Source organism: Perlucidibaca sp. (assembly GCF_057084925.1).
The window spans coordinates 32,345-58,622 of sequence record NZ_JBXMRC010000023.1; the positions used below are offsets into that span (position 1 = coordinate 32,345).

Below are 26,278 nucleotides of genomic sequence, written 5' to 3' on the forward strand. Positions count from 1 at the left end.
GAGCAACTGCGGCATGAAATGGGATGATATTGGTAGCTTGAACTGCTCGATCGCTCGATCGCTGGCACTTATTGGCGATCGTTGGACGCTGCTGCTGCTGCGTAATGCTTTTTTGGGCACACGCCGTTTCGACGACTTCCAGAGCCAACTTGGCGTCACCCGTCATGTCCTGGCCGAGCGCCTGAAGCGTCTGGTTGAAGCAGATATCTTGAACAAAGAAGCCTACCAGCCGAATCGCTACGAATACCGGCTGACCACTAAAGGTCGTGCGCTATACCCTGTGCTACTGGCGCTCACCGCCTGGGGCGATGCTTTTCTCGATGAGGGTGCCGGGCCACCCATTCATTACCATCACAAGTCGTGCGGCAAAATTATGACGCCCACCATGAGCTGCTCAGAATGTGGCGAAGCCATACATCCGAGGGATGTCATGCCGATGATTGGCCCGGGCTATGTCGCCGAAAAGAAATTTGGATGAAGCGCATCGCTCATCACGTATTCTCTTACTTAATCAACCACATAAACTACGCCAAACGCGCCGATTGAAGCCGTTTTATCGCCTACCGTTGTGTACGAAGCCAAGCCAACGCTATGGTACTTCGACACGAACGAGGTCAACTGGCCCAGCCCCAAGAGTCCTTCCACCGGACTGCGCTCGGACACCACGACCTTAATTTTTTCACGATGCTGATCGGCAGATGGGTTAAGCACAAAGGCACCAATAACTCCGATGGCAAATTGCGGCTTACTTTCCGTGTCAAGTCTTGCTCAATTCAATTCTGCCCTGTAGCGTGACCACCCAGTCAAATTCATTGGAGTTGCCACACCATGTCCGCACTAGCTAACCGCCTAAAGGCTCTCCCTAAACTCAGCGCCATCTGGGCCATCGGTAAAGTGTTGGCGGTACCACGGCCTCTGGTGTTGTTCGGTGAAGGCTCAGCCGTGCGTCTGTGTCATAGCATCGCCGACCAAGGGCATAAGCGCGTTCTCGTCATTACGGATGATGTTTTAGCCAAGCTGGGCACGATTGACCCATTGGTTGCCACCCTCAATGCGCGAGGCGTTATCACCGAAATTTTTACCGGCGTTCGACCAGACCCGACCTTTGAAATTGTGGAAGCAGGACTGCAAGCCTGCCAGCAGGCACGTGCAGATGCCCTCCTGGTGATTGGCGGCGGCTCGGCCATTGATGCCGGAAAAGTCATCGCCCTCGCGGCCACCACGGGTAAAACGCCTCAACAATTGGTGGGCGTACTGAAAGGTCGGCAACCCGCTCTGCCCTTCTTTGTAGTGCCCTCCACCTCGGGCACCGGCTCTGAGGCCAGTGTGGCCGCCGTCATTTCAGACAGCAGCACGCATGTGAAAGCCTTGGTGGTGGATCCTGGTTTAGTGCCCCTGGCTGCCGCGCTGGACCCGCTCATCACACAAGGCATGCCAGCTTCGGTGACAGCAGAAACAGGGATTGATGCCCTCACCCATGCCCTCGAGGGCTGGATGAGCCTGTTTGCCAACGCGCAAACCGATGGCTACAACCGAACGGCGGTTCGCCTAATTTTGAATAACCTAGAAACCGCTTGCAGCGAACCTAACAACCTTGCAGCTCGTGACGCGATGGCACTGGGATCTCATTATGCCGGCCTGTGCCTGAGCACGTCGGCGGTGGGTTATGTGCATGCCATTGCCCATCAACTCGGCGCTCTATACGGCGTGCCACATGGTCGTGCGAATGCCATGGTATTACCGCATGTGTTGGCGTTTAACCAACCAGCTTGCCTGAGGAAGCTCGCCAGTTTGTCTCGCGACCTTGAGCTAGCACCTGCCGGTGCAACCGATACCGTCGCGGCCAACGCACTGTCTACACGAGTCAGCGACTTACTCGCGCGTTTGCCGATACGCCGCAGCGGCAGCATGATTCAACGCAGTGATTACGCGCGCATGGCAACCGACGCGCTGACCGAAGCCCATGGCATGTATGCCGTGCCGCGCTACATGGATGAACAGGATGTGTATCGTGTTTTGGATGGGGTGGCCGCTAGCGCCTAAACCAGCGCGCTATAGAGAACTGAAACTTACTTTTTCGGCGACACCCACATGGCAATCACCGCCTGAAACACAGGCACGCCGTGGGTGTCGCTGACGACGATCTTCACCGGATAATCACTCGCTCCGGACCAATCGATGTCTGCCATGGGCGTGGCGACTGCCACTAAATCGGTGGTGGCTTTTTTCAAGTACTCAACCGTCATACCCTTGGGAATCCAACGGTGCGTCGACGGTACGGTAACCTCCGTCATGGAGCCTCCCGCCAGCTCGGCCATATTGCACATGGCAATGGCATGCACGGTATCTAAATGATTCAGCACACTCCTGCGCTTACGCATGTGCACTTCACAATAGCCTGGCTTTAATGCCTCAAATTGTGGGCGGATGCTGCCAAAGTAAGGGGCTTTCAAGCACAGCGCGCGCGAGAAAATCCATTTTCCGCCAGGCTGTCTGCTGAGTTTATTCCACATCGCTAAGGTGTTCATATTCATCCATTTCTACTGTGACAGAGCCCAAAAAATACCATAAACAGAATAATATTCTAGTAATTTTTTTGTTAGGCTCCTGCCATGACTCAATCTACTTCCCTAGATCTTTTTGATCGCGCCGAGCCCGGCACACGCAAAGCCCATAAGCGCGATATTCTACGAAGCGCTTTGCAATGCTTCGACGAGCTCGGGGTTGAGCTCACACCCATCGACACCATTCGCGAACGCGCCAACAGCAGTATTGGCTCGATCTATCATCACTTTGGTAATAAAGAAGGGCTTATTGCCGCCATTTACCTAGCCGCGCTGGACGATCAACAGGCGCTGACCAAAGCCGCCATGAGTCAGGCAGACAGCCCCAAGGCGGCCATCTCAGCGCTGGTGTTGAGTTATCTCGAGTGGGTTTGCAAAGAGCCCGCCGCGGCGCGCTTTATGTTTCGCGTACGCCAATCGGTGGCCAGCGGCCCACACCAAGCGGCACTGGCAGAACGCAATAAATCTCGCTATCAGGCCTTACTGCGTTGGCTTAAAGAGGGTGTGGTGCAAGGCAGTATTCGCGCCTTACCGGCAGAAATTTATGCATCACTTCTCATTGGGCAGGCCGAAAATTATTGCAAAGCGTGGCTAACGCAACGGGTAAAAACGTCACCTCTGGCGCATGCCGAAGTATTTTGCGACGCCGCATGGCGATCAGTAGGCGTTTAATGCATTAACGGCCGAGCTGTCATTCGAAACACTTCCGGACGGCCGCCAAGCTTACCTAGGCTGAAAACGAAGTCATACCCGCGCAGCATTACTGTGAAACATGTAGACATGGCGGATTTGGCAACCTGAAGACCTTAAGTGGCGCTAAAAAAAACGGAGCGCGCGCGAAGCTGACCACAACCGCCGGCTACGTCTTGCCCTGCACTATTTCGTACGCGACTCAGTACCCCGCGATGATTGAGTTCGCGCACGATCTCCACCGTACGCTCATCATCGGGTCGTTGCCACGCTTCACCGGTCATACCCTCTGCCTCGGCGGCATTAAAAGGGATTAAATTGAGCACGGCATATTTGCCCTTCACTAAAGACACAATGGCATCGACTTCGTCCTGACCATCGTTCACGCCCTTGAGCAAGGTCCATTGCAGCTGAATGGGGTAGCCTACCCATCGGGCATAGGCCTCGCCCAGCTCCAGCAGCTCATCCGGCGCAATTTTTGGCGCTTTCGGCAGCAGATATTCGCGCAGCTCGGCCTTGGTGGTGTGCAGCGACAAGGCTAGCGCCGGCTTCACTCGCAGCTCGGGCAGACGCTCGAACACGCGCCTGTCGCCGACCGTGGAAAACACCAGATTCTTGTGGCCAATGCCACCCAGCGTGCCGAGGATGTCGATCGCTTCCAGCACATTGTCGAGATTGTGCGCAGGCTCGCCCATGCCCATGAACACGACCTTCTTCACCGGCCGTCGCCGCCGCGCCTGCACCACCTGCGCGACGATCTCCAGACTGCTGACCTGACGCAGCAGGCCGCTCTTTCCGGTCATGCAAAATCGACAAGCTACCGCGCAACCCACCTGCGACGACACACAAACGCCATCACGCGGCAGCAGCACGGTCTCCACCATCTGGCCATCGGGGATATCCACCAGCAGGCGCGCTGAACCATCGGCACCGGGGTGTTCGGAGCGCACGCGGGCCAGGGCATCGAGATCGGCACTGAGTTGCGGCAAGCCCGCTCGCACCGACTTGGGCAGAAAATCCTTGGTGGGCTGATGCCGTCGGCCTGTGTCCAGCGGCTGGCCCTGTAGCCAGGCGCGGATCACCACATCGCGATGGATGGGGCGAGCGCCGAGGTCGGCGAAGCGTTGATGTAGGTCAGAGAGGCGCATGGGCGCGGAGGTTACCATTGCCTCCTGCCCGATGCATTTATGTTCGTTTAAAGGCGTGAGATTATAACCATCTCATTGAGGCGCCTACTTTGCTCAAACTATTGTTCAACACTCGAGGCATTTGCCTGCTAATCATCTCGGCGCTGAGCTTGCTCCCTCTCAGAGCGGCCGCTGATGACGCTCTCGGCCTGCCCGCTGGCGTCATCAACAGCGACTGCCAGCTGCAGGACAAGCGCGCGCCCATCGTGCTTATACACGGCACCTTCGCCACCACACAACGCGCTTACTCGCGACTGGCTCCGGCACTGAAAGAAGCAGGCCACTGCCTGTTCGCACTCAATTACGGCCGCCAAAATGCATTCAGCTTTTACGGCACGATGGACATCAATCAATCTGCGCAGCAAATCAGCGAATTTGTGCAGTCGGTGCTGGCGCGCACCGGTGCCGAGAAAGTGACACTGATCGGGCACTCTCAGGGTGGGCTACTGGCCTTCAAGGTAGCGCGATTACCTGAGCTGTCGGGGCGGATAGATCGCCTCGTGGCATTAGCACCCAGCCTGCATGGCACCACCCGCGTACCGGCAGACATGTCGTCGCGGCATTGCCCAGCCTGCGCCCAGCAGTCCAACCAATCTGAATTCATGCAATCCTTTCATAAAAACAAAGTGAATCCGTCCGGCGTTCGCTCGCTCATTGTTGCCACCCGCCAAGATCTCGTGGTGACGCCTGTTGCTCGACAGTTTCTCGATGAGCCCGGCGTCACCAACATCCTGCTACAGGACCTGCACCCCAAGGTGGTGGCAACGCATTCCGGGATGCTGCACAAGCCCGAAACCATTGAGCTGGTCGGCGCGTTCCTGAGTCAGCCCTAGAGGTCATCCCTGCCTGATCAGATCTGCCGCCTTCTCCGCGATCATGATGGCCGGGGCATTGGTGTTGCCACCGATGATGGTCGGCATGATCGACGCATCGACCACGCGCAGGCCCTCGATGCCATGCACGCGCAGCGAGGGATTGACCACTGCCATGTCATCGATACCCATCTTGCAGGTACCCACCGGGTGGTACACCGTGTCCGTGCGCTGACGCAGGATGGCGCGGATGTCATCGTCAGTTTTCACGTGCGCGGTGAAGGGGTCCTCGGTGATGAACTGCGCCAGCGCCGGCGCCTTCATCAGCTTCTCGGTCATCTTGTAGCCGGCGACCAGCTCCTCCACATCCGCCGGGTCCGAGAGGAACTGCGGATCGATCAGCGGCGGGCTGTCGGGGTTGCTGTCACGCAGGGTCACCGAACCTGTGCTGCGCGGGCGCAGCAGGCAGACATGGCAGGACAGCCCGTGGCCCGGATGCAGCGTACGGGCATGGTCATCCACCAGCGCAATCACGAAGTGCAGCTGGATATTCGGCGCCGGCAAATCCGGGCTGGTCTTCAGGAAAGCGCCACCCTCGGCAAAGTTTGAGCTGACCAGGCCGCGACGCTCGCGACGGTAGCGCGCGATCTGCTTGAACAGGTGCAGACCGCCCTTGAGCGAAATGCCGAGCAGATTGCTGTCGTCGGACTTGTAGCCAAAGATGAAGTCCGGGTGATCCTTGAGGTTCTTGCCCACGCCCGGCAGATGATGCACAACCGGAATGCCATGCTTCTGCAGCTCGGCGGCATCGCCAATGCCGGACAGCATGAGCAGCTGCGGCGACTGGAAGGCACCGGCAGACAAAATGACTTCCTTGCGCGCCATCACAGTCAGCAGGCGGCCACCCTGCTTGTACTCCACGCCCACCGCGCGCTTGCCCTCGAACAAAATGCGTTGCGTCTGCGCGTCGGTCTCGACCCGCAGGTTGCTGCGCGACTCCAGATGCGGCTTCACATAGCCGCGATACGACGACCAGCGCTCACCGTTTTCCTGCGTGACCTGATACAGGCCCACACCCTCCTGCTCAACACCATTGAAATCGTCGCTGATCGGGTAGCCGACCTGTCGCGCGGCCTCCAGGTAGTGACCCTGGAACGGGTTATCGGTCTGCAGATCACTGACCACCAGCGGACCACCCTGCCCGTGCATCTCATTCTTGATGCGACGATTGTCTTCGGAGCGCTTGAAGTACGGCAGCACCTCATCAAAAGACCAGCCGGCATTCCCCAGCGCTGCCCACTCGTCATAATCGTTTCGATGACCACGGATGTAGGCCATGGCATTGATGGACGACGAGCCGCCCAGGACCTTGCCACGCGGTTGATAGCCCTTGCGCCCGTTCAGACCCGGCTGTGGCACGGTCTCGAAGGCCCAGTTGTTGAACTTCTTCGGCACCATCAGCACGACCGCTGCCGGGGTGTTCACCAGCCAGTTATCGCCCTTACCGCCGGCTTCCAGCAGCAACACCTGCGTGCTGGCATCCTCACTGAGACGGCCAGCCAGGGCGCAGCCGCTGGAACCGCCGCCCACAATCAGGTAATCCACTGTGCTTTGCATGAGGCGCTCCGAATTTTTGTTTTGCGTATAGAAAAATAGATGACGCAATAGTAGCTTGCCTGTGACGCAGTGGTCATGCCTACAAACCCGAAATAAACGCCTCTCAGTAAAGGCCTCGTACCCTCACTTAACTGATGGTGGGAAATAATCTTCAATTATTTTGACGGCTTAAGGATGCCTTAAGCTACGCCCCCTAATCTGACCCTGACGACATCCCCGTCAGGAGTTCAGTATGCTGCCGTTACCTCGTGTCTACCCCATAACAGCCCCCGAGATTGCACCGATCCGCGCGGATCGTGGCGTACGCCTGCTGGCACGCCAGCGTGATCAGCACACGCTCAGTTGGCACGATGAAGGCACACCGGATCGCGAACAGGTCGAGCACTACATCCACGATCGTTTCGCCCGTGCCTATGAGGCCCAGGTCGGCCACTTCATGCCGGTCCTGCTGGCCCTGCGCCATCACCATACCGTAGTGGGCGCGCTTGGCCTGCGCCCGGCCGCCGAGGGTCCGCTCTTTCTGGAGCAGTACTTGGATCAGCCCGTCGAGCAATCGCTGGCTGCCGCATTACGCCAGCCGGTGCCGCGTGACGGCATCATCGAGATCGGCAATCTGGCTGCCGATCACCATGGCGCGAGCCTGATGCTATTTTTCACGCTGGGCAGCCTGATGCGTGCCGCCGGCTACCGCTGGCTGGTGTTCAGCGCTACCCCACAGGTCGCGGCGATGATGACTAAGCTCAACCTCGCCACGCGCCATCTGGCCCCTGCCGATCCCGCCCGCCTCGGTCATGAAGCGGCCGAATGGGGCCGCTACTACCAAACCTGCCCGCAAGTGCTGGTCGGCGATATGGACAGCGCATTCGCCTGCGAACCGGAAGACTCCCGCGAGCTCACCGGCTTGCGGCTGTTTGCAGATGTCGGCGCCAGCCTGGTAACACCGTTGACACAGCGTCGGCAGCGGTCGGAGCAGCGTCAGTGAACCGCCTGCTCACGGCAATTGCCGACTATGCAGTGCGTCAGCCACAGGCACCTGCACTGACTTCAGCCAGTCTGTCTTTGAACTATGCCGATCTGTGGCAACGCGTGATGGCACTGGCCGACTGGTTACGCACGCTGCCGCCGGGTGTCCTCGCCCTTGACTTGGATAATGGCGCGGGCTGGGTCGTCATCGACCTGGGTTGTCAGCTCGCGGAGCGACCGCTGCTGCCACTGCCGGGTTACTTCAGCGCCGATCAACGCAAACATGCACTCGCCACAGCAGGCGCCTTCGCCGTCTTGCAAGCAGCAACGAGCGACCATGACAGCCGCACACCGACCGGCATCGTGAACGTACCGGGCTGGGCGGATCTCTTACTAATGCCCCTGCTGAGTAACGACGATGCCGTTGCCGCAGCGACCCGCGGAGCGCTGTCCACGTTACCGCCGGATACGGCCAAGATTACCTTCACCTCGGGCAGCACCGGCCATCCCAAAGGGGTCTGTCTGAGCCAGAACAACCAGATCGTTGTTGCGGAATCGCTGGCCAGCGTCATCGCCGATCCGGCCCCGCGCCACCTCTGTGTGCTGCCGCTGGCCACCCTGCTGGAGAATGTTGCCGGCGTCTATGTGCCCCTGCTCTGCGGTGGTGAGGTGCTGCTGCCCAGCCTGCGATCCCTGGGCCATGGCGGTAGTCGAACGCTGGATCCACAGGCTTTTGTGGCTCAGATCAGCATGGCCCGTCCGGCCAGTCTGATTCTGGTTCCTCAGCTCCTGGACCTGCTGGTACTCGCCGCCGGGCAGGGCTGGACAGTGCCTGACTCCCTGCGCTTTGTCGCGGTCGGCGGCAGCCGCGTCGCCCCGGAAGCGGTGGCTCGTGCCCGTGCCTTGGGCATTCCGGCCTTCGAAGGCTACGGTCTGTCTGAATGCAGCTCCGTGGTAAGCCTTAACACGCCCTCGCAGGATTTACCCGGCAGTGCCGGCCAGGTGTTGCCACATCTGCAGGTCAGCATCGGCCCTGAAGGCGATCTGACGGTCACTGGCAATGCCTTTCTCGGCTACGCCGGCCAGCCCGACAGCTGGCTTCTCGCACACGTCGAGACCGGCGATCTGGCACAGCGGGATGAAAACGGTTTCCTGCACTTGGCGGGACGGCGCAAGCACCTGCTGATCAACAGCTACGGTCGCAACATCAGCCCGGAATGGGTGGAAAGCCAGGTGCAGGCGCATCCGGGCATCCGCGAATGCCTGGTGCTGGGCGATGCTCGCCCGTTCTGCAGTGCGCTGTTGTTCGCGCCGGCACTGGATGACCTCGCCATCAACCAGTGGCTGAGCCAGGTTAATGCCGAACTGCCCGATTACGCCCGCGTGCTGCGCTGGCATCGCCTGCCAGCACCGTTGCAGGCCGACCCCGAGTTCACCACCGCTAACGGCCGTCCCCGTCGCGATCGCATCGCGCAACGGCTGCACACCCTGATCGACACCTTGTATGCCCCTTTAGAGGAAACCTGCTCATGAGCTTTCACAATACCCTGGTGCAACACACACAGTCCGCAGCAACCACACTGCAATCGGCCGCCATCATTCAGCGCGCCCTGCGTGGCGAGATCACTCAGGCGGAATACATCGCCTTCCTGACCGAGGCCTACCACCACGTCAAGCACACGGTACCACTGCTGATGGCCGCCGGTTCCCGACTGCCGGAAGACAAGGAGTGGCTGCGCGAAGCCGTAGCCGAATACATCAGCGAAGAGGTCGGGCATCAGGAGTGGATTCTGAATGACCTCGCTGCCTGCGGTATCGACAAAGAACTCGTGCGCCACGGTCGCCCGGCGCTGGCTACCGAGCTCATGGTCGCCTATGCCTACGACACCATCCAGCGCGGTAATCCGCTGGGCTTCTTCGGCATGGTGCATGTGCTTGAAGGCACCAGTATCGCCATCGCCGACCGCGCCGCCGACGCCATCGCCGAGGCCACCGGCCTGCCGCGCAAGGCATTCACCTACCTGCGCTCGCACGGCGGACTGGATGTCGAGCACGTGAAGTTTTTTACGGGCCTGATGGATCGCATCACGGATCCCGTCGAGCAGGATGTCATCTTGCACGCTGCCGGCGTGTTCTTTCGCCTGTACGGCGACATTTTCCGCAGCCTGCCGGCGCTGGCTCTTAACGGCAGCACCTCAGTGGAGGTGGCGGCATGAATCTCGCTGGCAAACGTATCCTGCTGACCGGCGCCACCGGTGGCATCGGTCAGGCCATCGCCAAGCAGCTGGCGGCTGAGGGGGCATCCCTGCTGCTGACAGCTCGCGATGCAGAGGCTCTTGCAGCCGTTGCTGCCGGTCTACCCGGCAATCACGTGGTCTGTGCCGCGGATCTTACCAAGGCTACAGAGCGTGCCCGGCTGGTGGACGTGGTCAGCGAAGGGAAAGGCCTTGATGTGCTCATCAACAATGCTGGCAGCCAACAATTTGGCTGGTTTTCAGCGCTGTCAGAGGCTGCCATCAGCCGTCAGCTGCTACTGAATCTGGAGGTGCCGGTGCTGCTCAGTCATCAACTCATGCCGCGGCTGGCTGCATCAGGCGAGGCAGTAATCCTCAATATTGGTTCTACGTTCGGCAGCATCGGCCATCCGGGCTTCAGTGCTTACTGCGCAAGCAAGTTTGGACTGCGCGGCTTCAGTGAAGCCCTGGGTCGCGAACTGGCCGACACCGGCATTCGTGTCAGTTACCTGGCCCCGCGAGCAACCCGCACATCGCTAAACGCACCGGCAGTGAATGCCCTCAATGACGCGCTCGGCACCCACAGCGATAGTCCGGAGCAAGTCGCTGCAGCGGTCATCCGTATGCTTCGCGACGGTAGCCGACGCCGCCACCTGGGCTGGCCGGAGCGCTTCTTCGCCTGGCTCAATCAAGTCTTGCCGGCCGTGGTTGACCGCGCTCTTCGCCAACAACTGACCCTCATCAAACGTTTTGCCTTACAACAGGAGATCGCTCCATGAATACCCTTAATCGCGCCCGCATCACCCTGATCGCCAGTGTATTTATCAGCAGCCTGGCCCATGCCGGCGTCCCGGAAGACTTGACCAGCGTGCAATCAGGTTGGGCGGTGGCCACTTACCAAAATACGGGCGAGCGCAAAATCACCGCGCTGGAGAACTTGATGACCAGCAGTGATGCCCAGGTGCGGCAACACCCCGACGCTGCCGAATTGCTGATCTGGAACGGCATCGTCAAGTCCAGTCTGGCTGGGGCCAAAGGCGGGCTCGGTGCGCTGCGTCTGGCCAAGGCGGCCAAAAAGTCACTTGAACAGGCCATGGCACTGAATCCTCAAGCCCTCGACGGCTCTGCCTACACGAGCTTGGGCACGCTTTATGCCAAGGTACCCGGGTGGCCAGTCGGCTTCGGTGATGAACGCAAGGCTGAAGCGCTGTTGCTGAAAGCGCTGCAGATCAACCCGAACGGCATCGATCCGAATTATTTCTATGGTGAGTTTTTGCGTGACCAGGGTGACACAGCCAAAGCACGTGTCTATTTGCTGCGCGCGCGCAAAGCAGCACCGCGACCCGGTCGCGAACTGGCAGACCAAGGACGACAGAGCGAGATCAGCACAGCACTTAAAGCCTTGGATGGACATTGACCTCGCTGGTTATGCGTCCTAGAGTGCCGGCAAACCTCACCGAGCCAAGCCTCATGCGACTGCTGCTGGTCGAAGACAATCTGTCACTGGCTGATGGCCTGCGCGAAGCCTTGATGCGCGAGGGCTTCGCCGTTAATCATGTGGCGACAGCCAGCAGCGCTTTGGCCGCCCTGCACAGCGACCCACCGGATCTGCTGGTGCTCGATCTGGGCCTACCCGACCAAGACGGCCTGCAGGTCTTGAAGTCCTTGCGCGATGACGGCATCCGCCTGCCGGTGCTGCTCCTGACCGCGCGGGATACGATTGAGGACAAAGTGAACGGCCTCGACAGCGGCGCAGACGATTACCTCGCAAAACCCTTTGAGATGGCAGAACTGCTGGCACGTCTGCGGGTGCTCGAGCGCCGGCTCGGCACTCACACTCAGGCTACGCTGAGCCACGGCGATTTGTTGCTGTCGACCCGCAGCCACGATGTCAGCATCGCCGGCACTCCGGTGGAGCTATCGCGCCGTGAATACATGCTGCTGAAATCCCTGATGGAAAACGCGGGTCGGGTGCAGACCCGCGACAGCCTGGAGTCCAGTCTCTACAGCTGGGGCGAGGAAGTCGCCAGCAATGCGTTGGAAGTGCACATCCATAATCTGCGCAAAAAACTCGGTAGCGAATGGATACGAACCGTTCGCGGCGTCGGCTACATGATGCCAGCGCAACCGTGACCTCGATACGCCGCTTCCTGATCTACCTGCTGGCAGCCACCTTTGCGCTGACCAGCTTCGTGGCCGCCGTGCAGGCCTACCATAGCGGTTCGCGCAGCCTGCAGCTGCTGCTGGATCAGCACCTCATCGACTACGCGCTGGTGCTCGCACCGCAGAATGATCTGACCCTGCCAGGCCAGCCAGTCGCCAGTCAGAACGGCCTCGCCTATCAGATCGTCTCCCGTCATGGTCAGGTACTCGGCCAATCGTCGGGCACGCCAAACCTGCCCTTCATGGCACTCAGCCAAGGCTTCGACGAGATCAATTTTGCAGGTCAACGCTGGCGCGCACTGGCCACGCGCGTCGATGCCGAGCATTGGGTGCTGGTCGCCGAACCGTTAAGACTGCGAGACCGCGTTACTGATGCCCTGATCAGCGAAATGCTTTGGCCGCTGCTACTCGCGATTCCGCTGGCGGCCCTGCTGATCTGGGCAGTGGTCACGCGCGGGCTGTCTCCGCTGCTGTTGCTCTCCTCGCGCCTGCAGGCTCGTGATGACGCCACGCTGGCACCAATCGTGCTGCCGGTGCTGCCCGAGGAATTGCAGCCCGTGCTGGCTGCGATTAATGCCTGGCAGGAGCGCCTGCGCCTTGCCTTCGAGCGGGAACGCCACTTTGCCTCGGATGCCGCGCATGAACTGCGTACACCGGTCAGCACGCTGAAAATCCACCTGCACAATCTGCAACAGCAAGCAGGCCATGATGCTGCGCGCTGGCAGCCGGCCCTGCGCGCCGTGGCCGACCTGGAACACCTGATCGAGCAGATGCTGATGCTCTATCGCACCACGCCCGATCAGTACCTGGCCCGACATGAACCCCTGAATCTTGCCGTACTAGCCCGGGATGCCATTGCCCAGCGCTACGCTGACATGGATGCCCGCGAACAAACAATTACCCTGGAGGCAACATCCGAATCAGTATCCGGCAACCGATTCGCCCTCACTGCGCTGCTCGACAATTTGATCAGCAATGCCAGCAAATATGCCCCACGGGGTGGCGAGATCCGAGTCACGCTGGCATCAGCAGGGCATGAAACGGCACTCGTGGTCGAAGACAGCGGACCGGGCATCCCTCAGGACCATCGCGCGGCGGCCATGGAACGATTTCAGCGCCTGCATCACGGCAGCGGCGACATCCCCGGCTGCGGTCTGGGGCTGGCCATCGTCCGCCACGTCGTTGATCGTCATGGCGGACGTTTGAGTCTTGATGAATCTCCCAGCCTGCACGGACTGCGCGTTCGTGTCTGGCTACCCCTCAGTCCAACGGAATCCTGACATGCGTCTGCCTACCGTCTTTGCGCTGATCCTGTTCGCTGCGCTGCCCATGCTGGCTCATGCAGCAGTCCCGGAGTTCACCCTGGAAATACGCCAGCATCTCTTTGTGCCCGACACACTGACCGTGCCCGCCGGGACCAAAGTGCGGCTGCGCGTCATCAATCGTGACCCAACCCCGGAAGAATTCGAGAGTTACTCGCTGAACCGGGAAAAGGTCATCATGGGCCTACAGGAAACGATCATTTTCATCGGGCCGCTGGCGCCGGGTCGCTACGAATTCTTCGGTGAATTCAACCCGCGTAGCGCCATCGGCCACATCGTGGCAGAGGCGCGCTGACATGCTCCTAGTCTCTCTGGTGGTGGTGTTGCGCGAGGTCCTGGAGGCCTCGGTCATTCTCGGACTACTCTTTGTGCTGGGCCGACAAATCGGCCTAACCCGGCGTTGGGTACCTATCAGCTTAGGGTGTGGCCTGCTCATGGCCTGGCTGTTGGCCAGCTACTTTGAGCAGGTTGCCGCCTGGCAGGATGGTATTGGCCAAGAGCTGCTGAACAGTGCCTTATCGGCGCTCGTCTTCGTCGGGCTGGCCTGCCTGTGTCAATGGCAACGCAACATTCAGCAACGCCACGCCGTTGTGCTCATCATGGCGACAGTATTTGCACTCACTACCACACGCGAAGGCGCCGAACTGCTGCTTTATTACTCCGCCTTCACGGGCGATGCCGACCTGTTACGAACCACGTTACTGGGCGGCGCCATGGGCGTCGGTATTGGTCTGAGCCTGGGGGTGGTTTGCTACTATGTATTGGTGCAGCTATCGCATTCGGCCAGCCAGCTGGGTACACGCCTCTGGCTTGCGCTGTTCGGTGCCGGCATGCTCTCGCAGGCCGTGCAAATGCTGCAACAAGCCGACTGGCTGCCGGCGCAGACGCCGCTCTGGAGCACGAACGGGCTGATTGCCGAACAGCAGGTCGTGGGGCAGCTGCTTTACGCCCTGTTCAGCTATGAAGCAACACCAACGCCCCTGCAGCTAATCGTCTGGCTGGCTGGCTGTGCACTGCTTCTGCTATTACCAATATCCCGCAGGAGAGCAGCTTGATGATGATGCGATACCGCCTCGTCGGGGTGATGGCGCTAATGACACTGTCTCTGCCCGCCGTAGCCGATGGGCTGGCGATTGATCGGGTCTACGAACCGACCGTGACCGCGCTGGAGCGCGAGCTTGAAGTGCGCACGCGTCTACCGGTCGGATCTGTCGATACATTGACTCTGGGCTACGGCCAAACCATAGCGGAACGGGTTGCGGTGGAAGGCTATGTCACGCTATTCAATGACACAGAGCAACACGCACACGTGCAGAGCTATGAAGCCGAAGTACGCTGGCAACTCACGGAAACCGGTGAATACGCGCTGGACTGGGGCCTGATGCTGGAAAGCGAATACGAACCGCGGGAACGGATCTGGGAAAAAGCAGTGACGGTGATCGCCAGTCATCAGGCACCGCGCTGGACAGGTACCGTCAACCTGGCCCTGGTGCATGAGTCAGGTTCAACCATCCGCAATGAGTTCGAGACTGAAATGCGCAGCCAATTGCGCTACCGCTGGCAGCCTAGGATGGAGCCGGGTATCGAGATTCACTTGGGCGAGATGACCCGGGCCATTGGTCCCATGCTGAGCGGTCGGATCAAATTGCCCGGCAACCGAGGTCTGGCCTGGGAAGTTGCAGCACTCGTCGGCTTCAGCCCAGAGACCCCAGATGCCACGCTGCGTACCCTGCTCGAATGGGAGTTCTGAGCAGGACTAAAAAAGCCCGCATAATTAGCGGGCTCTTGCCACAGCACGGAAACTCAGTTATTAACCGGAATCTTCCCGATCTTGGCCTGCCAGATCTTCGGCGCAGTTTCGTGCACGGAGTTACCGGTCACATCCACCGCCACGCTCACCGGCATGTCTTCGACCACGAACTCATAGATCGCTTCCATGCCCAGGTCTTCAAACGCAACCACGCGCGACTTGCGGATCGCCTTCGACACCAGGTAGGCAGCGCCGCCCACCGCCATCAGGTACACGGCCTTGTGGTTCTTGATCGCAGCAATGCCGGCCGGGCCGCGCTCGGACTTGCCGATCATGCCGTACAGGCCGGTCTTGGCCAGCACCGTCTCGGTGAACTTGTCCATGCGAGTGGCCGTGGTCGGGCCAGCCGGGCCGACAACTTCGTCACGCACCGGATCAACCGGGCCGACGTAGTAGATGAACTTGCCCTTGAGATCGACCGGCAGCTCTTCGCCCTTGGCGAACATCTCGACCATGCGCTTGTGGGCAGCGTCGCGGCCCGTGTACATGGTGCCAGATAGCAGCAGGGTCTCGCCCGGCTGCCACGACGCGATCTCTTCCGGCGTGATGCCGTCGAGATTCACGCGGCGCGACTTGGAGGCGTCGAAGGTCAGCTGCGGCCAGTCTTCCAGCTTCGGCACTTCTAGCTCGGCCGGGCCGGAGCCGTCCAGTTCGAAATGCACGTGGCGGGTGGCGGCGCAATTCGGGATCATGGCGACCGGCAGCGAGGCAGCATGGGTCGGGTAGTCGAGTATCTTGATATCGATGACCGTGGTCAGACCGCCCAGACCCTGGGCGCCGATACCGAGCGCGTTGACCTTCTCGTAGAGCTCGATGCGCAGTTCTTCGATGCGGTTGGACGGGCCACGGGCAATCAGCTCCTGGATGTCGACCGGGTCCATCAGCGACTCCTTGGCGAGCAGGGCAGCCTTCTCGGCCGTACCGCCGATGCCGATGCCGAGCATGCCCGGCGGACACCAGCCGGCGCCCATGGTCGGCACGGTCTTCAGTACCCAGTCGACGATGCTGTCTGAGGGATTGAGCATGGCCATCTTCGACTTGTTCTCGGAGCCGCCGCCCTTGGCTGCGACGGTGATGTCGACCTTGTCGCCGGGCACGATCGAATAGTGGATCACGGCCGGGGTGTTGTCTTTGGTGTTGGTGCGCTTGCCGGCCGGGTCACGCAGGATGGACGCGCGCAGCACGTTGTCCGGGTGCAGGTAGGCACGGCGGACACCTTCGTTGATGGCGTCGTCCAGCGACAGGTCGCCGAGATCCCAGCGCACGCCCATGCCGACCTTGACGAAGATGGTGACGATGCCGGTGTCCTGGCAGATCGGGCGATGACCCTCGGCGCACATGCGCGAGTTGATCAGGATCTGCGCCATCGCGTCCTTGGCGGCCTGGTTTTCTTCACGCTCGTAGGCGGCGTGGATGGCCTGGATGAAGTCTACCGGGTGGTAGTAGGAGATGTATTGCAGGGCATCAGCGACGCTCTGGATGAGGTCGTCTTTCTTGATGACGGTCATGGGTGAAGCTCCATCGGAACGATCGAATGGGTTAGCGAAAAATGTGGACGCGAGTATAACCGCAGCTAGCCGCGTGCGGCTAAATGAGGAAGCAATGCTGCCACCACAGCCTGTGGCTGTTCAGCTTGCAAAAAATGCCCACAATCATTGAGTCGCTGACAAGTAATGCCCGCCGGAAACATGGTTGGGTCCACCAGCACATTAAATAAGTCTGCCTGCATACAGCCGTCCAAAGCGCCGGTCAACGCCAGTGTCGGCACGTTCAGCGCACGTCTGGCTAATGCGTAGAGCGTGCGGGTATTGCCTCGCCACGGGGTAAACAGCGCTCGGTAATACCGCGTTGCTGCCCAAGCCACATCAGCTTCCAGAAACGCCTGCTGCACGGGCGCGAACTGTTCTGGTGTAAACGCCCAGCCCGGCGACCAAATCTGCCAGAGCTCGCGCAAACGCGCACAGTCATTGGCACGCACACCTTGCACGGCATTTAGCGACTGCATTTCTAGCATATAGGCGGAGTTTCGGAGTTGCGCGGGCAGTAGGCGCCAGGCACGTTCAACGCGCTGAAACGGGGGAATAGCCAAAATACTCAAGGATCGCCACGCAGCCGGCTGATTCGCCACCGCCGCCATTGCCGCGATAGCGCCCCAGTCGTGCCCGACCAGATGGATGGGGAGTCCACCCATTTCACGCTGCCACGCCAATAAATCCAGACTGGCGGCATAGGCATCGTAATCGGCATCGGGGTGCACGGAACTGGGCGTATAGCCTCTAAGCCACGGTCTTAACACCCGATAACCTGCCGCGAGCAAGCCCTGCGTCACGCCATCCCAACCGTGCGGGGTGTCTGGAAAACCATGCACCAACATGACCAAGGGCGCGTGTTCCGGGCCTTCCAGCCACGCCGTTAGCGTCAGTTGATCGCGCCGTAGATACAGGGTTTTTCGTGTCTCTGCGCTAGGCGTGACGAGGGTTAGTGCCATGACCGGCCTCCATTATTTCGCTATGTGGCAAGGTCTCACCTTGCAGTAGTGCGCTAAGTGATTGCGAACGTTCACTCGCCGCGTGCAGCGGAGCCAACCAATTCCGCAGGGCTACTCGCCAGGGCTGCGAACGGTCTAGCGTTTCATCGGGCTGGAGTGTGTCTGGGGCTGGCAAGGACCACGGCAAACTCGGCAAGAGCTGTGCAATATCAACCTGACTCAAATCCCGCGCTAAACGAAAATCGCCATCGGCCGTGCGCACCACATACCGTTGCTTGAGCAACCACTCCTGCCATTGTGACCAGCCCCATTGCGTGCTGCGCTGCAAAATCCGCATGCTCTCGGTTTCGCTAAGTCCCATGCCCTCGTGATGGCGAGCTTGTAAGCATTGCAACAGCGTCATCAATGCCAGCACCGGATGCTGCGATGGACGCGCTTCCACATCATGTAGGACCAAACTTCGGCTGAGCTCCACACCAAACAAAATAATTAGCCATGACAGATAAATCCACAGCAGGAACACGGGGAAGGCAGCGAACGCGCCGTAAACCAACTCATACGAACTGAAACTCGTAACAAAGATACCGAAGCCACGTTTGGCTAACTCGAATAAGCAGGCCGCCACAAAACCACTGATCAAGCCCGCGCGCCAAGGCACGCGGCAATTCGGAACAGCGGTATAGAGCAGCGTGAAACCAAGCGCCGTAAACAACAGCGGAATGAGACCCAACCCGGGCAGCACGGTGCCGACCATATCAACCGTATCGCTGAGCACACGCAGCGACATCAAATACGACGACAGCACGAAGCCGGCGCCGAGCAGGAACGGCCCTAAGCTAAGCACGGCCCAGTAGCGCAAAAAGCTGATTAAGCCCTGCTTGGGCGCACGCACCTGCCAGATTTCATTAAAGGCGCGCTCGATGGTGACCAGCATCATGATGGCCGTGAGAAACAACATGCCAATACCCACAAGCGTGAGCTGACTGGCTTGTTGGGCGAACTCGCCGAGATGCTGCTGCACAGCTTCACCGGTGCTAGGCACCAGATTCGAAAAGATAAACTGCTGAATTTCAGCACTGACGGGCTTCAGCGAGGGCACCGCTGCCAGTGCCGTAAAGACCACCGTCATCATCGGCACCACGGCAAATAAGGTGGTGAACGTCAACGCAGCGGCATGCCCGCGACAGTTGTCGCGCAGGAAATGCTGGCCGGCGGTGCGCAGCAAATGCCCAATCGTGCTGAATTGTTGTCGTGCCGAACGCTTCATGCAGCAATCCTCAGTGGCTTCGCGCTAGTATTCCCGCCAGACCCGTGGCTGTCGAGGCAAGCATGTCAGATCCTTACATTTTGGTGTTGTATTACAGCCGTCAAGGCGCCACCCGCGAGATGGCTCGGCTCATTGCGCGTGGCATTGAAAGCACCGGCATGAGCGCCCGCCTGCGTACCGTGCCGGCGATATCTGCCGACTGTGAACAGACGGCTCCCGAGATTCCCGACACCGGCGATATTTATGCCACGCTCGATGACCTCGCCAATTGCAGCGGCCTCTTATTGGGCAGCCCCACACGTTTCGGCAACATGGCCGCACCGCTGAAATACTTTCTTGATAGCACCACGCCGCTGTGGCTTAACGGTGCACTCATCGACAAACCTGCCGCCGCCTTTACGTCCACTGGCTCGCTGCATGGCGGTCAAGAATCCACCTTATTAAGCATGATGCTGCCTTTGTTGCATCACGGCATGGTGCTGGTGGGTTTACCCTATGCCGAGCCGGCTTTGCTCAACACACGTACCGGCGGCACACCCTATGGGGCGTCGCACTGGGCTGGTGGTGATGGCCAGCAACCCATCTCGCCCGACGAAGCCGCGCTCTGCCAGGCCCTCGGACGCCGTGTGGCACGCTGGGCAAAAATGCGCCCAACGGCCTAAGCCGAACTCAACCCAATATTGATTTGCAGAGACAAAACCCATGAATGATGCCGAGTTACTACAGGTTCAAGCCGCTCAATTACAGCGCTACACCATGTGGAGCTTAATCGCGCTTTTAGTGTGGATGGCCGTTGAAGTCGCCTTTACCGAGCTGTCACTGTTGGCCTCACTGGTGGTCTGGCTGGTGCAGGCGATCGGCCTGCTTTGGTTTTTGCCAGGCCTACGTCGGGGTAATGCCAGTAGTGCCGCTTGGTTGGGCTATGTACTGATGCTGTATTTCGTTTTTGCCGTGCTGTCGGCGTTTGCCCCGGGCTTAAAAGGCCAGCTGGCCATGATTGAGTGCGTGCTTATTACGGGGGTATTTGTGCTGACGATTCGCTTCGTTAAAGCTAAGCGCGCCACTCAGGGCGGCGCGCTCTAAGCAGACTTCACGACCACTTTGTTGGCGACAATAATCTGGCGGAAGGATTCGCTGGTTGCCGCCCAATCCACCAGATCAACGCGGAAGGTTAGGTCCGACGTATCAAACGCCTCCTGCAAGGTCGCCATTTGCGACAGCGTTAGCGGCACTTGCGTGATCAATGCCAGATCAAGGTCGGAGTAAGGCTTGGCCTTGCCCGTGGTGCGCGAGCCAAACGCCCACACCTCCCACTCAGGGGCACAGCGCTGCAAAATGGCTCGCACCTCTGCCCATGCGTCAGATGACAGGGCCAGACCCTTTGGCACCAGACTCATGGCAATTCGTTTCGTTCAGTGAGCTGGCGATACAAAAACCGCGCTTCATCGAGAAAATCAGGTGCGATCGCAAAAACGGCCTCTGCCTTCTGCTGATCGTAGGTATGGCTGCTATCGGTTCGGGCTTGACGATACGCTTTCCAACGCGACCAATCCGAGCGTAGCAACTGCTTTTCATTACCCAACCGAATCAGGCTTTGAAAGCTGGCCAAGTCGATTGAATCAGGATTGGCTGCCGTGCTTTCGAGGTAACGCTTGAGCATCTTGTGGCTCAGTTCATAAGTGAACTCAAAACACTGAATCACGGAGTTGCGCAGTTGCTCTGCCAGCCCGGGGTTGCCTTGTGCTAAAGGTGAATGTGCATAGGATAGGCTCTTTTCGAGCTGAGTGATGGCATTGGCAAAGGAACTGAAATCCAGACTCATGGCACTTCCTGATCCGTTGAAACTAGGGCGCAGCTTATTTCGCTTCAGTGCTCAGCGTCCACTGTTGAAAGCGCGCATAGCGAGCTGCTTTAGTCCAGCACAGCTCGCGCCAACGGCACTGTGATCGCTCGCTTTTCGCGTAGGGCACGCTGCTCGAGCTTATCGAGCATGACCGTGAATCGCCCCAAACCACGCGGTCCTCGCTCAATCAAATAGCGCACCAGCTCCGGTTCCAACTGCCAGTCACGACGCAGCGCGATGGTCTGCAACAACTCCTGCCGAATGGCGTCGTCCGGTGTTGGCAACACATGCACGCTGGCACGCGCCAATCGTGATCGCAAATCAGGCAATTGCAGCGGCAGATCGGCCGGAATCATGGCTGCACTGACCAGCAAACGCCCACCCTGCTCTTGCAGGCGGTTATAGAGATTAAACAATCCCTCTTCCCACTCCGGCCAACCGGCCACGGCCTCGATATCATCGAGCACCACCAGCGGGCAGCTTTCCAAACCCTGCAACATATCCGCAGGCAGAAACACGACTTGGCGCAAAGGCAGCAAAATACACTGGCCGAGTCGTTGCGCCGCTTCCGCCGCGACCGCCGACAGCAGCAGCGAACGACCGGAGCCGGGTTCGCCGTAAACATGCAGCTGCGTTAACACGCCCGACATCAGCTGCTCAAGCGCAGACAGCACTGGCGCAAAGGCCTGCGCGGGCAAATCAGCTAACGCCACATCCTGACGAGACTGCAGGGGCAGCAGCAGCTGCTCCTCGGGCATGAATACCTCGCCCAAATTAGACAAGCGGAGGCTCTCCGCCGTGATACCAATGACTATTTAAATAGCGACGCTGAGCATGGCGCAACAACACCACGAGGATGGCTGCCACAGGCAACGCCAACAACATGCCAAAGAAGCCAAAGAGCTGGCCACCCGCCATGATGGCGAAAATCACACCGACCGGGGGCAGGCCAATACGGTCACCCACTAACCATGGCTGCAAGATCCAGCTTTCAATGAGCTGACCAATACCAAACACCGCCCACACCAATAACAACGGCTTAATAAACAAACCAAATTGAAATAGCGCCACCAAGCTGGCAATGACAATCCCTAGCGTAAAACCGAAATACGGAATAATACTGGCCAGACCAGCCACTAGGCCGATAACCATCGCTAACTTAATGCCCACCATTTGCAGGCCTATGCCATAAATCAGGCCCAGGGCCATCATGACCAAAAGCTGTCCACGTAAAAACGCCGCCAAGACACTGTCGCACTCTTCTGCCAAGGCCACCAACTGCGGCTCCAATTTGCGCGGTAATAGCGAACGCAGCTTCAGTAACAGCTCATCCCAATCGAGCAATAAGTAAAAAGTCACCACGGGGATCAGCGCGATAAGCCCTAGCGTGGCGACCACATGCAGCCCGGACTGTGCAATTTGGGTGAGCATGTCGGTGGTGGTGGCATCCGCCCCGCGCCAAAAGGCGGTGAGCCACTCACTAATCAAATCCATATCAATACGATCAATGTTCACGCGCAGCTTATTCTCCAGCCACGGAATGCCTTCCCGATTCATCCAGCGCAAGACCGATGGAATACGGGACTCTAGGTAAACTAATTGCTCCCACAAGCGCGGTAGGACCAGTACCAAAGTCGCGGCACCTGCTAAAGACAAGGTGGCAAAGGTAGCGCTAACCGCCATGACGCGGCTAAAGCCGGCACGCATGAGACGATGCACCAAAGGATTCCCGAGATAGGCGAACAGTGCGCCAACCACAAAGGGTAACAAGATAGGTTGCAAGGCATAGAGCAGGCCAGCAAGCGTCGCGAGAGCCACTACGATCAGCCAGCGATTACGATCTTTCATGCACACATCCTGCGCTCATGCGATGGAATATCAAGGAGTCGCTATTGTGCGTAGCCGGAGCCATGACGGGCAAGCACTGTCCTGCTAGAATGCGCGCCTCATTTGCCGCAACCCGCCGAGTTTTTAGCCATGACAGACGCCAAGCCTTCGCTCAGTTACAAAGATGCCGGTGTAGACATCGACGCCGGAGATCATCTGGTCGAACGCATTAAGGGTGTCGCGAAGAAGACCAAACGCCCGGAAGTTATGGGCGGCCTCGGCGGTTTCGGCGCGCTCTGCGAGATCCCGGCCGGCTACAAGCAGCCCGTGCTGGTGTCCGGCACCGATGGCGTCGGCACCAAGCTGCGCCTGGCGTTGCAACTGAACCGTCACGAGCATATCGGTATTGATTTGGTCGCTATGTGCGTGAACGACATCGTGGTTTGTGGCGCCGAATCGCTGTTTTTCCTCGACTATTACGCCACCGGCCATCTCAATGTCGATACCGCTGCGACAGTCGTCACCGGCATCGGCGAAGGCTGTCTGCAGGCTGGCTGCGCGCTGGTCGGCGGCGAAACTGCTGAAATGCCGGGCATGTACGAAGGTGACGATTACGACCTCGCCGGCTTCGCCGTGGGCGTGGTGGAAAAATCGGAAATCATCGACGGCTCGAAAGTGAAGGCCGGTGATGTGCTCATCGGCGTCGCCGCCAGCGGCGCGCACTCCAACGGCTATTCGCTGATCCGCAAGATCATTGAAGTCTCCGGTGCCGACCTTAACCAAGACCTCGCCGGCCGCACGCTCGCCGATGTGGTAATGACGCCGACCCGCATCTACGTGAAGTCGATGCTGGCGCTGATCAAGGCCCTGCCGGTGCACGCGCTGGCGCACATCACCGGCGGCGGCCTTCCCGGCAACCTGCCGCGCGTGCTGCCGGAAGGCTGCGATGCCGTCATCGATGAATCGTCGTGGAACTGGCCACCACTATTCCAGTGGCTGCAGGCTCAAGGCAATGTCGAGCGCTTCGAGATGTACCGCACCTTCAACTGTGGCGTCGGCATGGTGGTTGTGGTGCCGGCGGATCAGGCCGAGGCTACCATTGCCCAGCTCAAATCCACCGGTGATGACGCCTGGCTGCTCGGCAAGATCGTGCCGTCCACGCACAGCGAACCGACCGTGGTGTTTGCCTAAGCATTGCAACATCGCTGTACAGGAGCCTGCGCCATGTCATTCCGTATGGTCGTTTTGATCTCGGGGTCAGGCTCCAATCTTCAGGCCATTTTGAATGCCTGCGGCCAAGCCGCTACAGCGACTGTACCGGTCAGTATTCCGGGCCACGTCGTGGGGGTGTTAAGCAATAAAGCCGATGCCTATGGCCTAGTACGCGCCCAACACGCGGGCGTTGCGACGGCCGTTTTAGCGCACACCGACTTTGCCGACCGTACTGAATTTGATGCCGCCATGCTGAAACAAATTGACGTCTGGCAGGCAGATGTCGTGGTGCTCGCGGGCTTTATGCGCATCCTCAGCCCCGGTTTCGTTAATGCCTTACAAGGGCGGCTTATCAATATTCATCCTTCCCTGTTGCCCAAATACAAAGGCCTACACACCCACCAGCGTGCGCTGGATGCCGGCGAACGCATCCACGGCTGCTCCGTACATTTTGTGACACCCGAATTAGACGGTGGCCCGGTCATCGCTCAAGCCGTGGTTGACGTTAGAGACGACGATAGTGTGGAAACGCTTGCTGCGCGCGTTCACGCTGCCGAGCACAGACTTTATCCAACGGTGTTGTCTTGGCTTGCCCAGCGACGCCTATTCTTGGATGCTGGCCAAATCTATTTCGATGGCCAGTCCCTAAACGCTGCTCAGCAGCTCGCGACGTAATGTCTCAACCGGCCTCGTGCCACGGAGTTGTCATGTCTTTATTTCGCGGCCTAGCCTGCATCGCTTTAATTGCGCCCTTTTCAGTGGCCTGTGCCAACCAGACAGCCAACGCCATCCACTCAGAAAGTGCCAGCACAGCGGCAGCCAGCCCTAGCGCTAACCATGCCATTGCCAATGCTAACGACTTCCCCGTGTCAGTTAGCAGTCATCGCTACCGTTTCAGCTGGGATGGCAATCTCAGTGGCGATGCCACCCGAAGCTTGAGTTGTCAGCAGCAAGTATGCAGTCTGCACACCGCCGCCAGTGTGCCCGGCATAGGTTCCTTAGATGAGCGCAGTCAGTTCGTATGGAAGGCCGGCAAAGTGCAATTTGAGAGCTATCAGCGCCAGCTGCAATTACTGTTTTTTCCGCAATCCGTACGCATTTTGCGCAGTGGCGACGGCCAAGTAGCCACCACCGACCGTAAAGGTAAAGTGCGCCAATACCCAGACCAAGCCAACCTGATTGATAGCTTGAGCCTGGAGGCGCAATTACGCAGTGATTTACTGCTGACCGGCAAAGCACAAACACAATACGCGTTGGCCGATGTGAAAGGTGTGACTGTCATCACCTTGACGGAACTGCCGGCGGAGACACTGACCGTGGCCGAGCAAACTATTCCGGTTCGCGTATTTCAGCGTCGAAATGCCGAAGGCTCGCGTATCACCACCTTATGGCTAGACCCCAATCAGCAGTTTTTGCCGCTACAAATCACCCATCAAGATGGCGCAGAAACCTATCGCATGACGTGGCTGGGCAATAACTCAGCTGCTCGCTAAGCCGCCCGCCAGATAGTCATAGAAATAGTTCAATAAGACGCCGGGTTGGGTCTCGTGCAAGGTATCCAAGCCAAAGACGGGATGCGCCTGCAGTAATGAGGCATCGGCTAGGCCATGAATCAGCGTATTCACTGTCAGGTAGGTGTGTAGCGCCAACGCGGCCTCGGACTTATGCGGCGCGAGAGCCTGCAGTGTCGCGGTGTATTGCAAGAAATACGGCTGAACTGCCGACACCAACATCGCCTGCCCTTTGCCACCTTCTTGCCAGGTCAAGCGCGACAAAAAACGAATCCGCTGTAAGCCTAACGAACCACCTAAGTACACCATAAGAAAGGGCTGAAACATGACCTGCGTGAGCTCACGCATGGTCCATGGAAGTTCACTTCCCCGCGCTGTTAACTGCGCTAAGGCTTGTGCCTGATGAGGAGCCAAGGCCGCCATGACATCTGCCAATACAGCAGCCACCAAGCCCTCTTTGTCACGAAAATGATAACGAATGGCCGACTGATTTAGTTGCCCCGCTTGCGCGGTAATGGTCCGCAAAGAAACGCCATTCAAACCATGCTCGGCAAAGCTTTTCAGCGCAGCCGTTAAGAGCGCCTGACGCCCTTCTGCAGGTTCGGCTACCGCAGTGTCTTGCTGGTATACAGCAGCAGTTTCGCTCACAAAAAATACTCGACCAGAGAATGGCGCTAGTCTGCCACAAGCAAAGCGCTAATAAAATGCACTTGCATTAACACAGTCGCATTAGTACGATTCTGGCACTTTAGCGTCGGTATAACGAGA

31 protein-coding genes are annotated in these 26,278 nt (G+C 58.9%); 19 read left to right on the forward strand and 12 right to left on the reverse strand.

Features of this window, described 5'->3' with window-relative positions; translation table 11 throughout:
- Positions 1 to 13: 13 nt before the first annotated feature.
- Positions 14 to 478, forward strand: coding sequence for a winged helix-turn-helix transcriptional regulator (locus AC14IB_RS06730; protein WP_484231159.1), 465 nt, complete (start codon positions 14 to 16; stop codon positions 476 to 478).
- A 29-nt stretch (positions 479 to 507) separates the two neighbouring features.
- On the opposite strand, the gene AC14IB_RS06735 is transcribed toward AC14IB_RS06730, so the two are convergent.
- Positions 508 to 711: a hypothetical protein gene (locus AC14IB_RS06735; protein ID WP_484231160.1), complete on the reverse strand. Its 204-nt coding sequence runs from the start codon at positions 709 to 711 to the stop codon at positions 508 to 510.
- 117 nt (positions 712 to 828) lie between these two features.
- On the opposite strand from AC14IB_RS06735, the gene AC14IB_RS06740 reads away from it, so the two are divergent.
- Positions 829 to 2,043 carry an iron-containing alcohol dehydrogenase gene (locus tag AC14IB_RS06740; RefSeq protein WP_484231161.1) on the forward strand — a complete coding sequence of 405 codons (1,215 nt, stop codon included), beginning with the start codon at positions 829 to 831 and terminating at the stop codon, positions 2,041 to 2,043.
- Positions 2,044 to 2,069: 26 nt separating this feature from the next.
- Here the strand turns inward: AC14IB_RS06740 and AC14IB_RS06745 are convergent, their stop codons facing one another.
- Positions 2,070 to 2,528 carry a hotdog fold domain-containing protein gene (locus AC14IB_RS06745; RefSeq protein WP_484231204.1) on the reverse strand — a complete coding sequence of 153 codons (459 nt, stop codon included), beginning with the start codon at positions 2,526 to 2,528 and terminating at the stop codon, positions 2,070 to 2,072.
- Between the two features lie 84 nt (positions 2,529 to 2,612).
- On the opposite strand from AC14IB_RS06745, the gene AC14IB_RS06750 reads away from it, so the two are divergent.
- On the forward strand, positions 2,613 to 3,236 hold the full coding sequence (locus AC14IB_RS06750) for a TetR/AcrR family transcriptional regulator (protein ID WP_484231162.1): 624 nt from the start codon (positions 2,613 to 2,615) through the stop codon (positions 3,234 to 3,236).
- Between the two features lie 134 nt (positions 3,237 to 3,370).
- Here the strand turns inward: AC14IB_RS06750 and AC14IB_RS06755 are convergent, their stop codons facing one another.
- The gene (locus AC14IB_RS06755) at positions 3,371 to 4,402 is read right to left on the reverse strand and encodes an RNA methyltransferase (protein ID WP_484231205.1); all 1,032 of its coding nucleotides are present in this window, start codon (positions 4,400 to 4,402) and stop codon (positions 3,371 to 3,373) included.
- Positions 4,403 to 4,551: 149 nt separating this feature from the next.
- Between AC14IB_RS06755 and AC14IB_RS06760 the strand changes: the two genes are divergently transcribed.
- Positions 4,552 to 5,274, forward strand: coding sequence for an esterase/lipase family protein (locus AC14IB_RS06760; RefSeq protein ID WP_484231163.1), 723 nt, complete (start codon positions 4,552 to 4,554; stop codon positions 5,272 to 5,274).
- 3 nt (positions 5,275 to 5,277) lie between these two features.
- Here the strand turns inward: AC14IB_RS06760 and AC14IB_RS06765 are convergent, their stop codons facing one another.
- The gene (locus tag AC14IB_RS06765; RefSeq protein WP_484231164.1) at positions 5,278 to 6,870 is read right to left on the reverse strand and encodes a GMC family oxidoreductase; all 1,593 of its coding nucleotides are present in this window, start codon (positions 6,868 to 6,870) and stop codon (positions 5,278 to 5,280) included.
- Positions 6,871 to 7,102: 232 nt separating this feature from the next.
- Between AC14IB_RS06765 and AC14IB_RS06770 the strand changes: the two genes are divergently transcribed.
- From AC14IB_RS06770 to AC14IB_RS06815, 10 genes are read left to right on the forward strand one after another with little or no spacing between them, the layout of a single operon-like run.
- Positions 7,103 to 7,852, forward strand: a complete 750-nt coding sequence (locus AC14IB_RS06770) for a thermostable hemolysin (RefSeq protein WP_484231165.1) — start codon at positions 7,103 to 7,105, stop codon at positions 7,850 to 7,852.
- Entirely contained in the window at positions 7,849 to 9,366 is a 1,518-nt protein-coding gene (locus AC14IB_RS06775) for an AMP-binding protein (RefSeq protein WP_484231166.1), read from the forward strand. The genes AC14IB_RS06770 and AC14IB_RS06775 overlap by 4 nt, the downstream gene beginning before the upstream one ends.
- The gene (locus tag AC14IB_RS06780) at positions 9,363 to 10,049 is read left to right on the forward strand and encodes an iron-containing redox enzyme family protein (protein ID WP_484231167.1); all 687 of its coding nucleotides are present in this window, start codon (positions 9,363 to 9,365) and stop codon (positions 10,047 to 10,049) included. Before AC14IB_RS06775 ends, AC14IB_RS06780 begins: the two co-directional genes overlap by 4 nt.
- Positions 10,046 to 10,846: an SDR family oxidoreductase gene (locus AC14IB_RS06785; protein ID WP_484231168.1), complete on the forward strand. Its 801-nt coding sequence runs from the start codon at positions 10,046 to 10,048 to the stop codon at positions 10,844 to 10,846. Before AC14IB_RS06780 ends, AC14IB_RS06785 begins: the two co-directional genes overlap by 4 nt.
- Complete coding sequence (locus AC14IB_RS06790) at positions 10,843 to 11,484, forward strand: hypothetical protein (RefSeq protein ID WP_484231169.1); 642 nt, start codon at positions 10,843 to 10,845, stop codon at positions 11,482 to 11,484. The genes AC14IB_RS06785 and AC14IB_RS06790 overlap by 4 nt, the downstream gene beginning before the upstream one ends.
- 53 nt (positions 11,485 to 11,537) lie before the next feature.
- Positions 11,538 to 12,200 (forward strand): response regulator, encoded by a 663-nt coding sequence (locus AC14IB_RS06795; protein WP_484231170.1) that lies wholly within the window; start codon positions 11,538 to 11,540, stop codon positions 12,198 to 12,200.
- Positions 12,149 to 13,510 (forward strand): sensor histidine kinase, encoded by a 1,362-nt coding sequence (locus AC14IB_RS06800; RefSeq protein WP_484231171.1) that lies wholly within the window; start codon positions 12,149 to 12,151, stop codon positions 13,508 to 13,510. Before AC14IB_RS06795 ends, AC14IB_RS06800 begins: the two co-directional genes overlap by 52 nt.
- A gap of 1 nt (position 13,511) precedes the next feature.
- Positions 13,512 to 13,847, forward strand: coding sequence for a cupredoxin domain-containing protein (locus tag AC14IB_RS06805; RefSeq protein ID WP_484231172.1), 336 nt, complete (start codon positions 13,512 to 13,514; stop codon positions 13,845 to 13,847).
- Position 13,848: 1 nt separating this feature from the next.
- Positions 13,849 to 14,607 carry an FTR1 family protein gene (locus tag AC14IB_RS06810; RefSeq protein WP_484231173.1) on the forward strand — a complete coding sequence of 253 codons (759 nt, stop codon included), beginning with the start codon at positions 13,849 to 13,851 and terminating at the stop codon, positions 14,605 to 14,607.
- Positions 14,607 to 15,302, forward strand: coding sequence for a hypothetical protein (locus tag AC14IB_RS06815; RefSeq protein ID WP_484231174.1), 696 nt, complete (start codon positions 14,607 to 14,609; stop codon positions 15,300 to 15,302). The genes AC14IB_RS06810 and AC14IB_RS06815 overlap by 1 nt, the downstream gene beginning before the upstream one ends.
- 53 nt (positions 15,303 to 15,355) lie before the next feature.
- On the opposite strand, the gene AC14IB_RS06820 is transcribed toward AC14IB_RS06815, so the two are convergent.
- From AC14IB_RS06820 to AC14IB_RS06830, 3 genes are all read right to left on the reverse strand, one after another.
- Positions 15,356 to 16,870 carry a fumarate hydratase gene (locus AC14IB_RS06820; RefSeq protein ID WP_484231175.1) on the reverse strand — a complete coding sequence of 505 codons (1,515 nt, stop codon included), beginning with the start codon at positions 16,868 to 16,870 and terminating at the stop codon, positions 15,356 to 15,358.
- Between the two features lie 65 nt (positions 16,871 to 16,935).
- The gene (locus AC14IB_RS06825) at positions 16,936 to 17,850 is read right to left on the reverse strand and encodes an alpha/beta fold hydrolase (protein ID WP_484231176.1); all 915 of its coding nucleotides are present in this window, start codon (positions 17,848 to 17,850) and stop codon (positions 16,936 to 16,938) included.
- Positions 17,825 to 19,117 carry a YihY family inner membrane protein gene (locus AC14IB_RS06830; protein WP_484231177.1) on the reverse strand — a complete coding sequence of 431 codons (1,293 nt, stop codon included), beginning with the start codon at positions 19,115 to 19,117 and terminating at the stop codon, positions 17,825 to 17,827. Before AC14IB_RS06830 ends, AC14IB_RS06825 begins: the two co-directional genes overlap by 26 nt.
- Before the next feature lie 62 nt (positions 19,118 to 19,179).
- Between AC14IB_RS06830 and wrbA the strand changes: the two genes are divergently transcribed.
- Together wrbA and AC14IB_RS06840 are read left to right on the forward strand one after the other, a co-directional pair.
- The gene (wrbA, locus tag AC14IB_RS06835; protein ID WP_484231178.1) at positions 19,180 to 19,779 is read left to right on the forward strand and encodes an NAD(P)H:quinone oxidoreductase; all 600 of its coding nucleotides are present in this window, start codon (positions 19,180 to 19,182) and stop codon (positions 19,777 to 19,779) included.
- 40 nt (positions 19,780 to 19,819) lie between these two features.
- Positions 19,820 to 20,200: a DUF2069 domain-containing protein gene (locus AC14IB_RS06840; protein WP_484231179.1), complete on the forward strand. Its 381-nt coding sequence runs from the start codon at positions 19,820 to 19,822 to the stop codon at positions 20,198 to 20,200.
- Here AC14IB_RS06840 and AC14IB_RS06845 read toward each other — a convergent pair.
- The 4 genes from AC14IB_RS06845 to AC14IB_RS06860 all read right to left on the reverse strand — a co-directional run bounded on the left by AC14IB_RS06845 (position 20,197) and on the right by AC14IB_RS06860 (position 22,808).
- Positions 20,197 to 20,514: a nucleotidyltransferase family protein gene (locus AC14IB_RS06845; protein WP_484231180.1), complete on the reverse strand. Its 318-nt coding sequence runs from the start codon at positions 20,512 to 20,514 to the stop codon at positions 20,197 to 20,199. The genes AC14IB_RS06840 and AC14IB_RS06845 overlap by 4 nt on opposite strands.
- On the reverse strand, positions 20,511 to 20,939 hold the full coding sequence (locus tag AC14IB_RS06850) for an HI0074 family nucleotidyltransferase substrate-binding subunit (RefSeq protein WP_484231181.1): 429 nt from the start codon (positions 20,937 to 20,939) through the stop codon (positions 20,511 to 20,513). The genes AC14IB_RS06845 and AC14IB_RS06850 overlap by 4 nt, the downstream gene beginning before the upstream one ends.
- An 89-nt stretch (positions 20,940 to 21,028) precedes the next feature.
- The gene (hda, locus tag AC14IB_RS06855; RefSeq protein ID WP_484231182.1) at positions 21,029 to 21,742 is read right to left on the reverse strand and encodes a DnaA regulatory inactivator Hda; all 714 of its coding nucleotides are present in this window, start codon (positions 21,740 to 21,742) and stop codon (positions 21,029 to 21,031) included.
- A complete protein-coding gene (locus AC14IB_RS06860) occupies positions 21,735 to 22,808 on the reverse strand; it encodes an AI-2E family transporter (RefSeq protein ID WP_484231183.1) in 1,074 nt (357 codons plus the stop codon). Before AC14IB_RS06860 ends, hda begins: the two co-directional genes overlap by 8 nt.
- 129 nt (positions 22,809 to 22,937) lie before the next feature.
- On the opposite strand from AC14IB_RS06860, the gene purM reads away from it, so the two are divergent.
- The 3 genes from purM to AC14IB_RS06875 are packed head-to-tail and all read left to right on the forward strand — an operon-like array spanning position 22,938 to position 25,492.
- Entirely contained in the window at positions 22,938 to 23,978 is a 1,041-nt protein-coding gene (gene purM, locus AC14IB_RS06865; protein ID WP_484231184.1) for a phosphoribosylformylglycinamidine cyclo-ligase, read from the forward strand.
- 33 nt (positions 23,979 to 24,011) lie between these two features.
- Positions 24,012 to 24,674: a phosphoribosylglycinamide formyltransferase gene (gene purN, locus AC14IB_RS06870; protein ID WP_484231185.1), complete on the forward strand. Its 663-nt coding sequence runs from the start codon at positions 24,012 to 24,014 to the stop codon at positions 24,672 to 24,674.
- Between the two features lie 32 nt (positions 24,675 to 24,706).
- Positions 24,707 to 25,492, forward strand: a complete 786-nt coding sequence (locus AC14IB_RS06875; RefSeq protein WP_484231186.1) for a DUF3108 domain-containing protein — start codon at positions 24,707 to 24,709, stop codon at positions 25,490 to 25,492.
- On the opposite strand, the gene AC14IB_RS06880 is transcribed toward AC14IB_RS06875, so the two are convergent.
- Positions 25,478 to 26,158: a TetR/AcrR family transcriptional regulator gene (locus AC14IB_RS06880; protein WP_484231187.1), complete on the reverse strand. Its 681-nt coding sequence runs from the start codon at positions 26,156 to 26,158 to the stop codon at positions 25,478 to 25,480. The genes AC14IB_RS06875 and AC14IB_RS06880 overlap by 15 nt on opposite strands.
- Between the last annotated feature and the right edge of the window lie 120 nt (positions 26,159 to 26,278).

Excerpts from the sequence above, each read along its gene's own strand:
- AC14IB_RS06730 (WP_484231159.1), top strand. The coding sequence starts at position 14 with ATGAAATGGGATGATATTGGTAGCTTGAACTGCTCGATCGCTCGATCG.
- AC14IB_RS06740 (WP_484231161.1), top strand. The coding sequence starts at position 829 with ATGTCCGCACTAGCTAACCGCCTAAAGGCTCTCCCTAAACTCAGCGCC.
- AC14IB_RS06745 (WP_484231204.1), bottom strand. The coding sequence starts at position 2,528 with ATGAACACCTTAGCGATGTGGAATAAACTCAGCAGACAGCCTGGCGGA.
- AC14IB_RS06750 (WP_484231162.1), top strand. The coding sequence starts at position 2,613 with ATGACTCAATCTACTTCCCTAGATCTTTTTGATCGCGCCGAGCCCGGC.
- AC14IB_RS06755 (WP_484231205.1), bottom strand. The coding sequence starts at position 4,402 with ATGCGCCTCTCTGACCTACATCAACGCTTCGCCGACCTCGGCGCTCGC.
- AC14IB_RS06765 (WP_484231164.1), bottom strand. The coding sequence starts at position 6,870 with ATGCAAAGCACAGTGGATTACCTGATTGTGGGCGGCGGTTCCAGCGGC.
- AC14IB_RS06770 (WP_484231165.1), top strand. The coding sequence starts at position 7,103 with ATGCTGCCGTTACCTCGTGTCTACCCCATAACAGCCCCCGAGATTGCA.
- AC14IB_RS06780 (WP_484231167.1), top strand. The coding sequence starts at position 9,363 with ATGAGCTTTCACAATACCCTGGTGCAACACACACAGTCCGCAGCAACC.
- AC14IB_RS06785 (WP_484231168.1), top strand. The coding sequence starts at position 10,046 with ATGAATCTCGCTGGCAAACGTATCCTGCTGACCGGCGCCACCGGTGGC.
- AC14IB_RS06790 (WP_484231169.1), top strand. The coding sequence starts at position 10,843 with ATGAATACCCTTAATCGCGCCCGCATCACCCTGATCGCCAGTGTATTT.
- AC14IB_RS06795 (WP_484231170.1), top strand. The coding sequence starts at position 11,538 with ATGCGACTGCTGCTGGTCGAAGACAATCTGTCACTGGCTGATGGCCTG.
- AC14IB_RS06800 (WP_484231171.1), top strand. The coding sequence starts at position 12,149 with ATGGATACGAACCGTTCGCGGCGTCGGCTACATGATGCCAGCGCAACC.
- AC14IB_RS06805 (WP_484231172.1), top strand. The coding sequence starts at position 13,512 with ATGCGTCTGCCTACCGTCTTTGCGCTGATCCTGTTCGCTGCGCTGCCC.
- AC14IB_RS06810 (WP_484231173.1), top strand. The coding sequence starts at position 13,849 with ATGCTCCTAGTCTCTCTGGTGGTGGTGTTGCGCGAGGTCCTGGAGGCC.
- AC14IB_RS06815 (WP_484231174.1), top strand. The coding sequence starts at position 14,607 with ATGATGATGCGATACCGCCTCGTCGGGGTGATGGCGCTAATGACACTG.
- AC14IB_RS06820 (WP_484231175.1), bottom strand. The coding sequence starts at position 16,870 with ATGACCGTCATCAAGAAAGACGACCTCATCCAGAGCGTCGCTGATGCC.
- AC14IB_RS06825 (WP_484231176.1), bottom strand. The coding sequence starts at position 17,850 with ATGGCACTAACCCTCGTCACGCCTAGCGCAGAGACACGAAAAACCCTG.
- AC14IB_RS06830 (WP_484231177.1), bottom strand. The coding sequence starts at position 19,117 with ATGAAGCGTTCGGCACGACAACAATTCAGCACGATTGGGCATTTGCTG.
- wrbA (WP_484231178.1), top strand. The coding sequence starts at position 19,180 with ATGTCAGATCCTTACATTTTGGTGTTGTATTACAGCCGTCAAGGCGCC.
- AC14IB_RS06840 (WP_484231179.1), top strand. The coding sequence starts at position 19,820 with ATGAATGATGCCGAGTTACTACAGGTTCAAGCCGCTCAATTACAGCGC.
- AC14IB_RS06845 (WP_484231180.1), bottom strand. The coding sequence starts at position 20,514 with ATGAGTCTGGTGCCAAAGGGTCTGGCCCTGTCATCTGACGCATGGGCA.
- AC14IB_RS06850 (WP_484231181.1), bottom strand. The coding sequence starts at position 20,939 with ATGAGTCTGGATTTCAGTTCCTTTGCCAATGCCATCACTCAGCTCGAA.
- AC14IB_RS06860 (WP_484231183.1), bottom strand. The coding sequence starts at position 22,808 with ATGAAAGATCGTAATCGCTGGCTGATCGTAGTGGCTCTCGCGACGCTT.
- purM (WP_484231184.1), top strand. The coding sequence starts at position 22,938 with ATGACAGACGCCAAGCCTTCGCTCAGTTACAAAGATGCCGGTGTAGAC.
- purN (WP_484231185.1), top strand. The coding sequence starts at position 24,012 with ATGTCATTCCGTATGGTCGTTTTGATCTCGGGGTCAGGCTCCAATCTT.
- AC14IB_RS06875 (WP_484231186.1), top strand. The coding sequence starts at position 24,707 with ATGTCTTTATTTCGCGGCCTAGCCTGCATCGCTTTAATTGCGCCCTTT.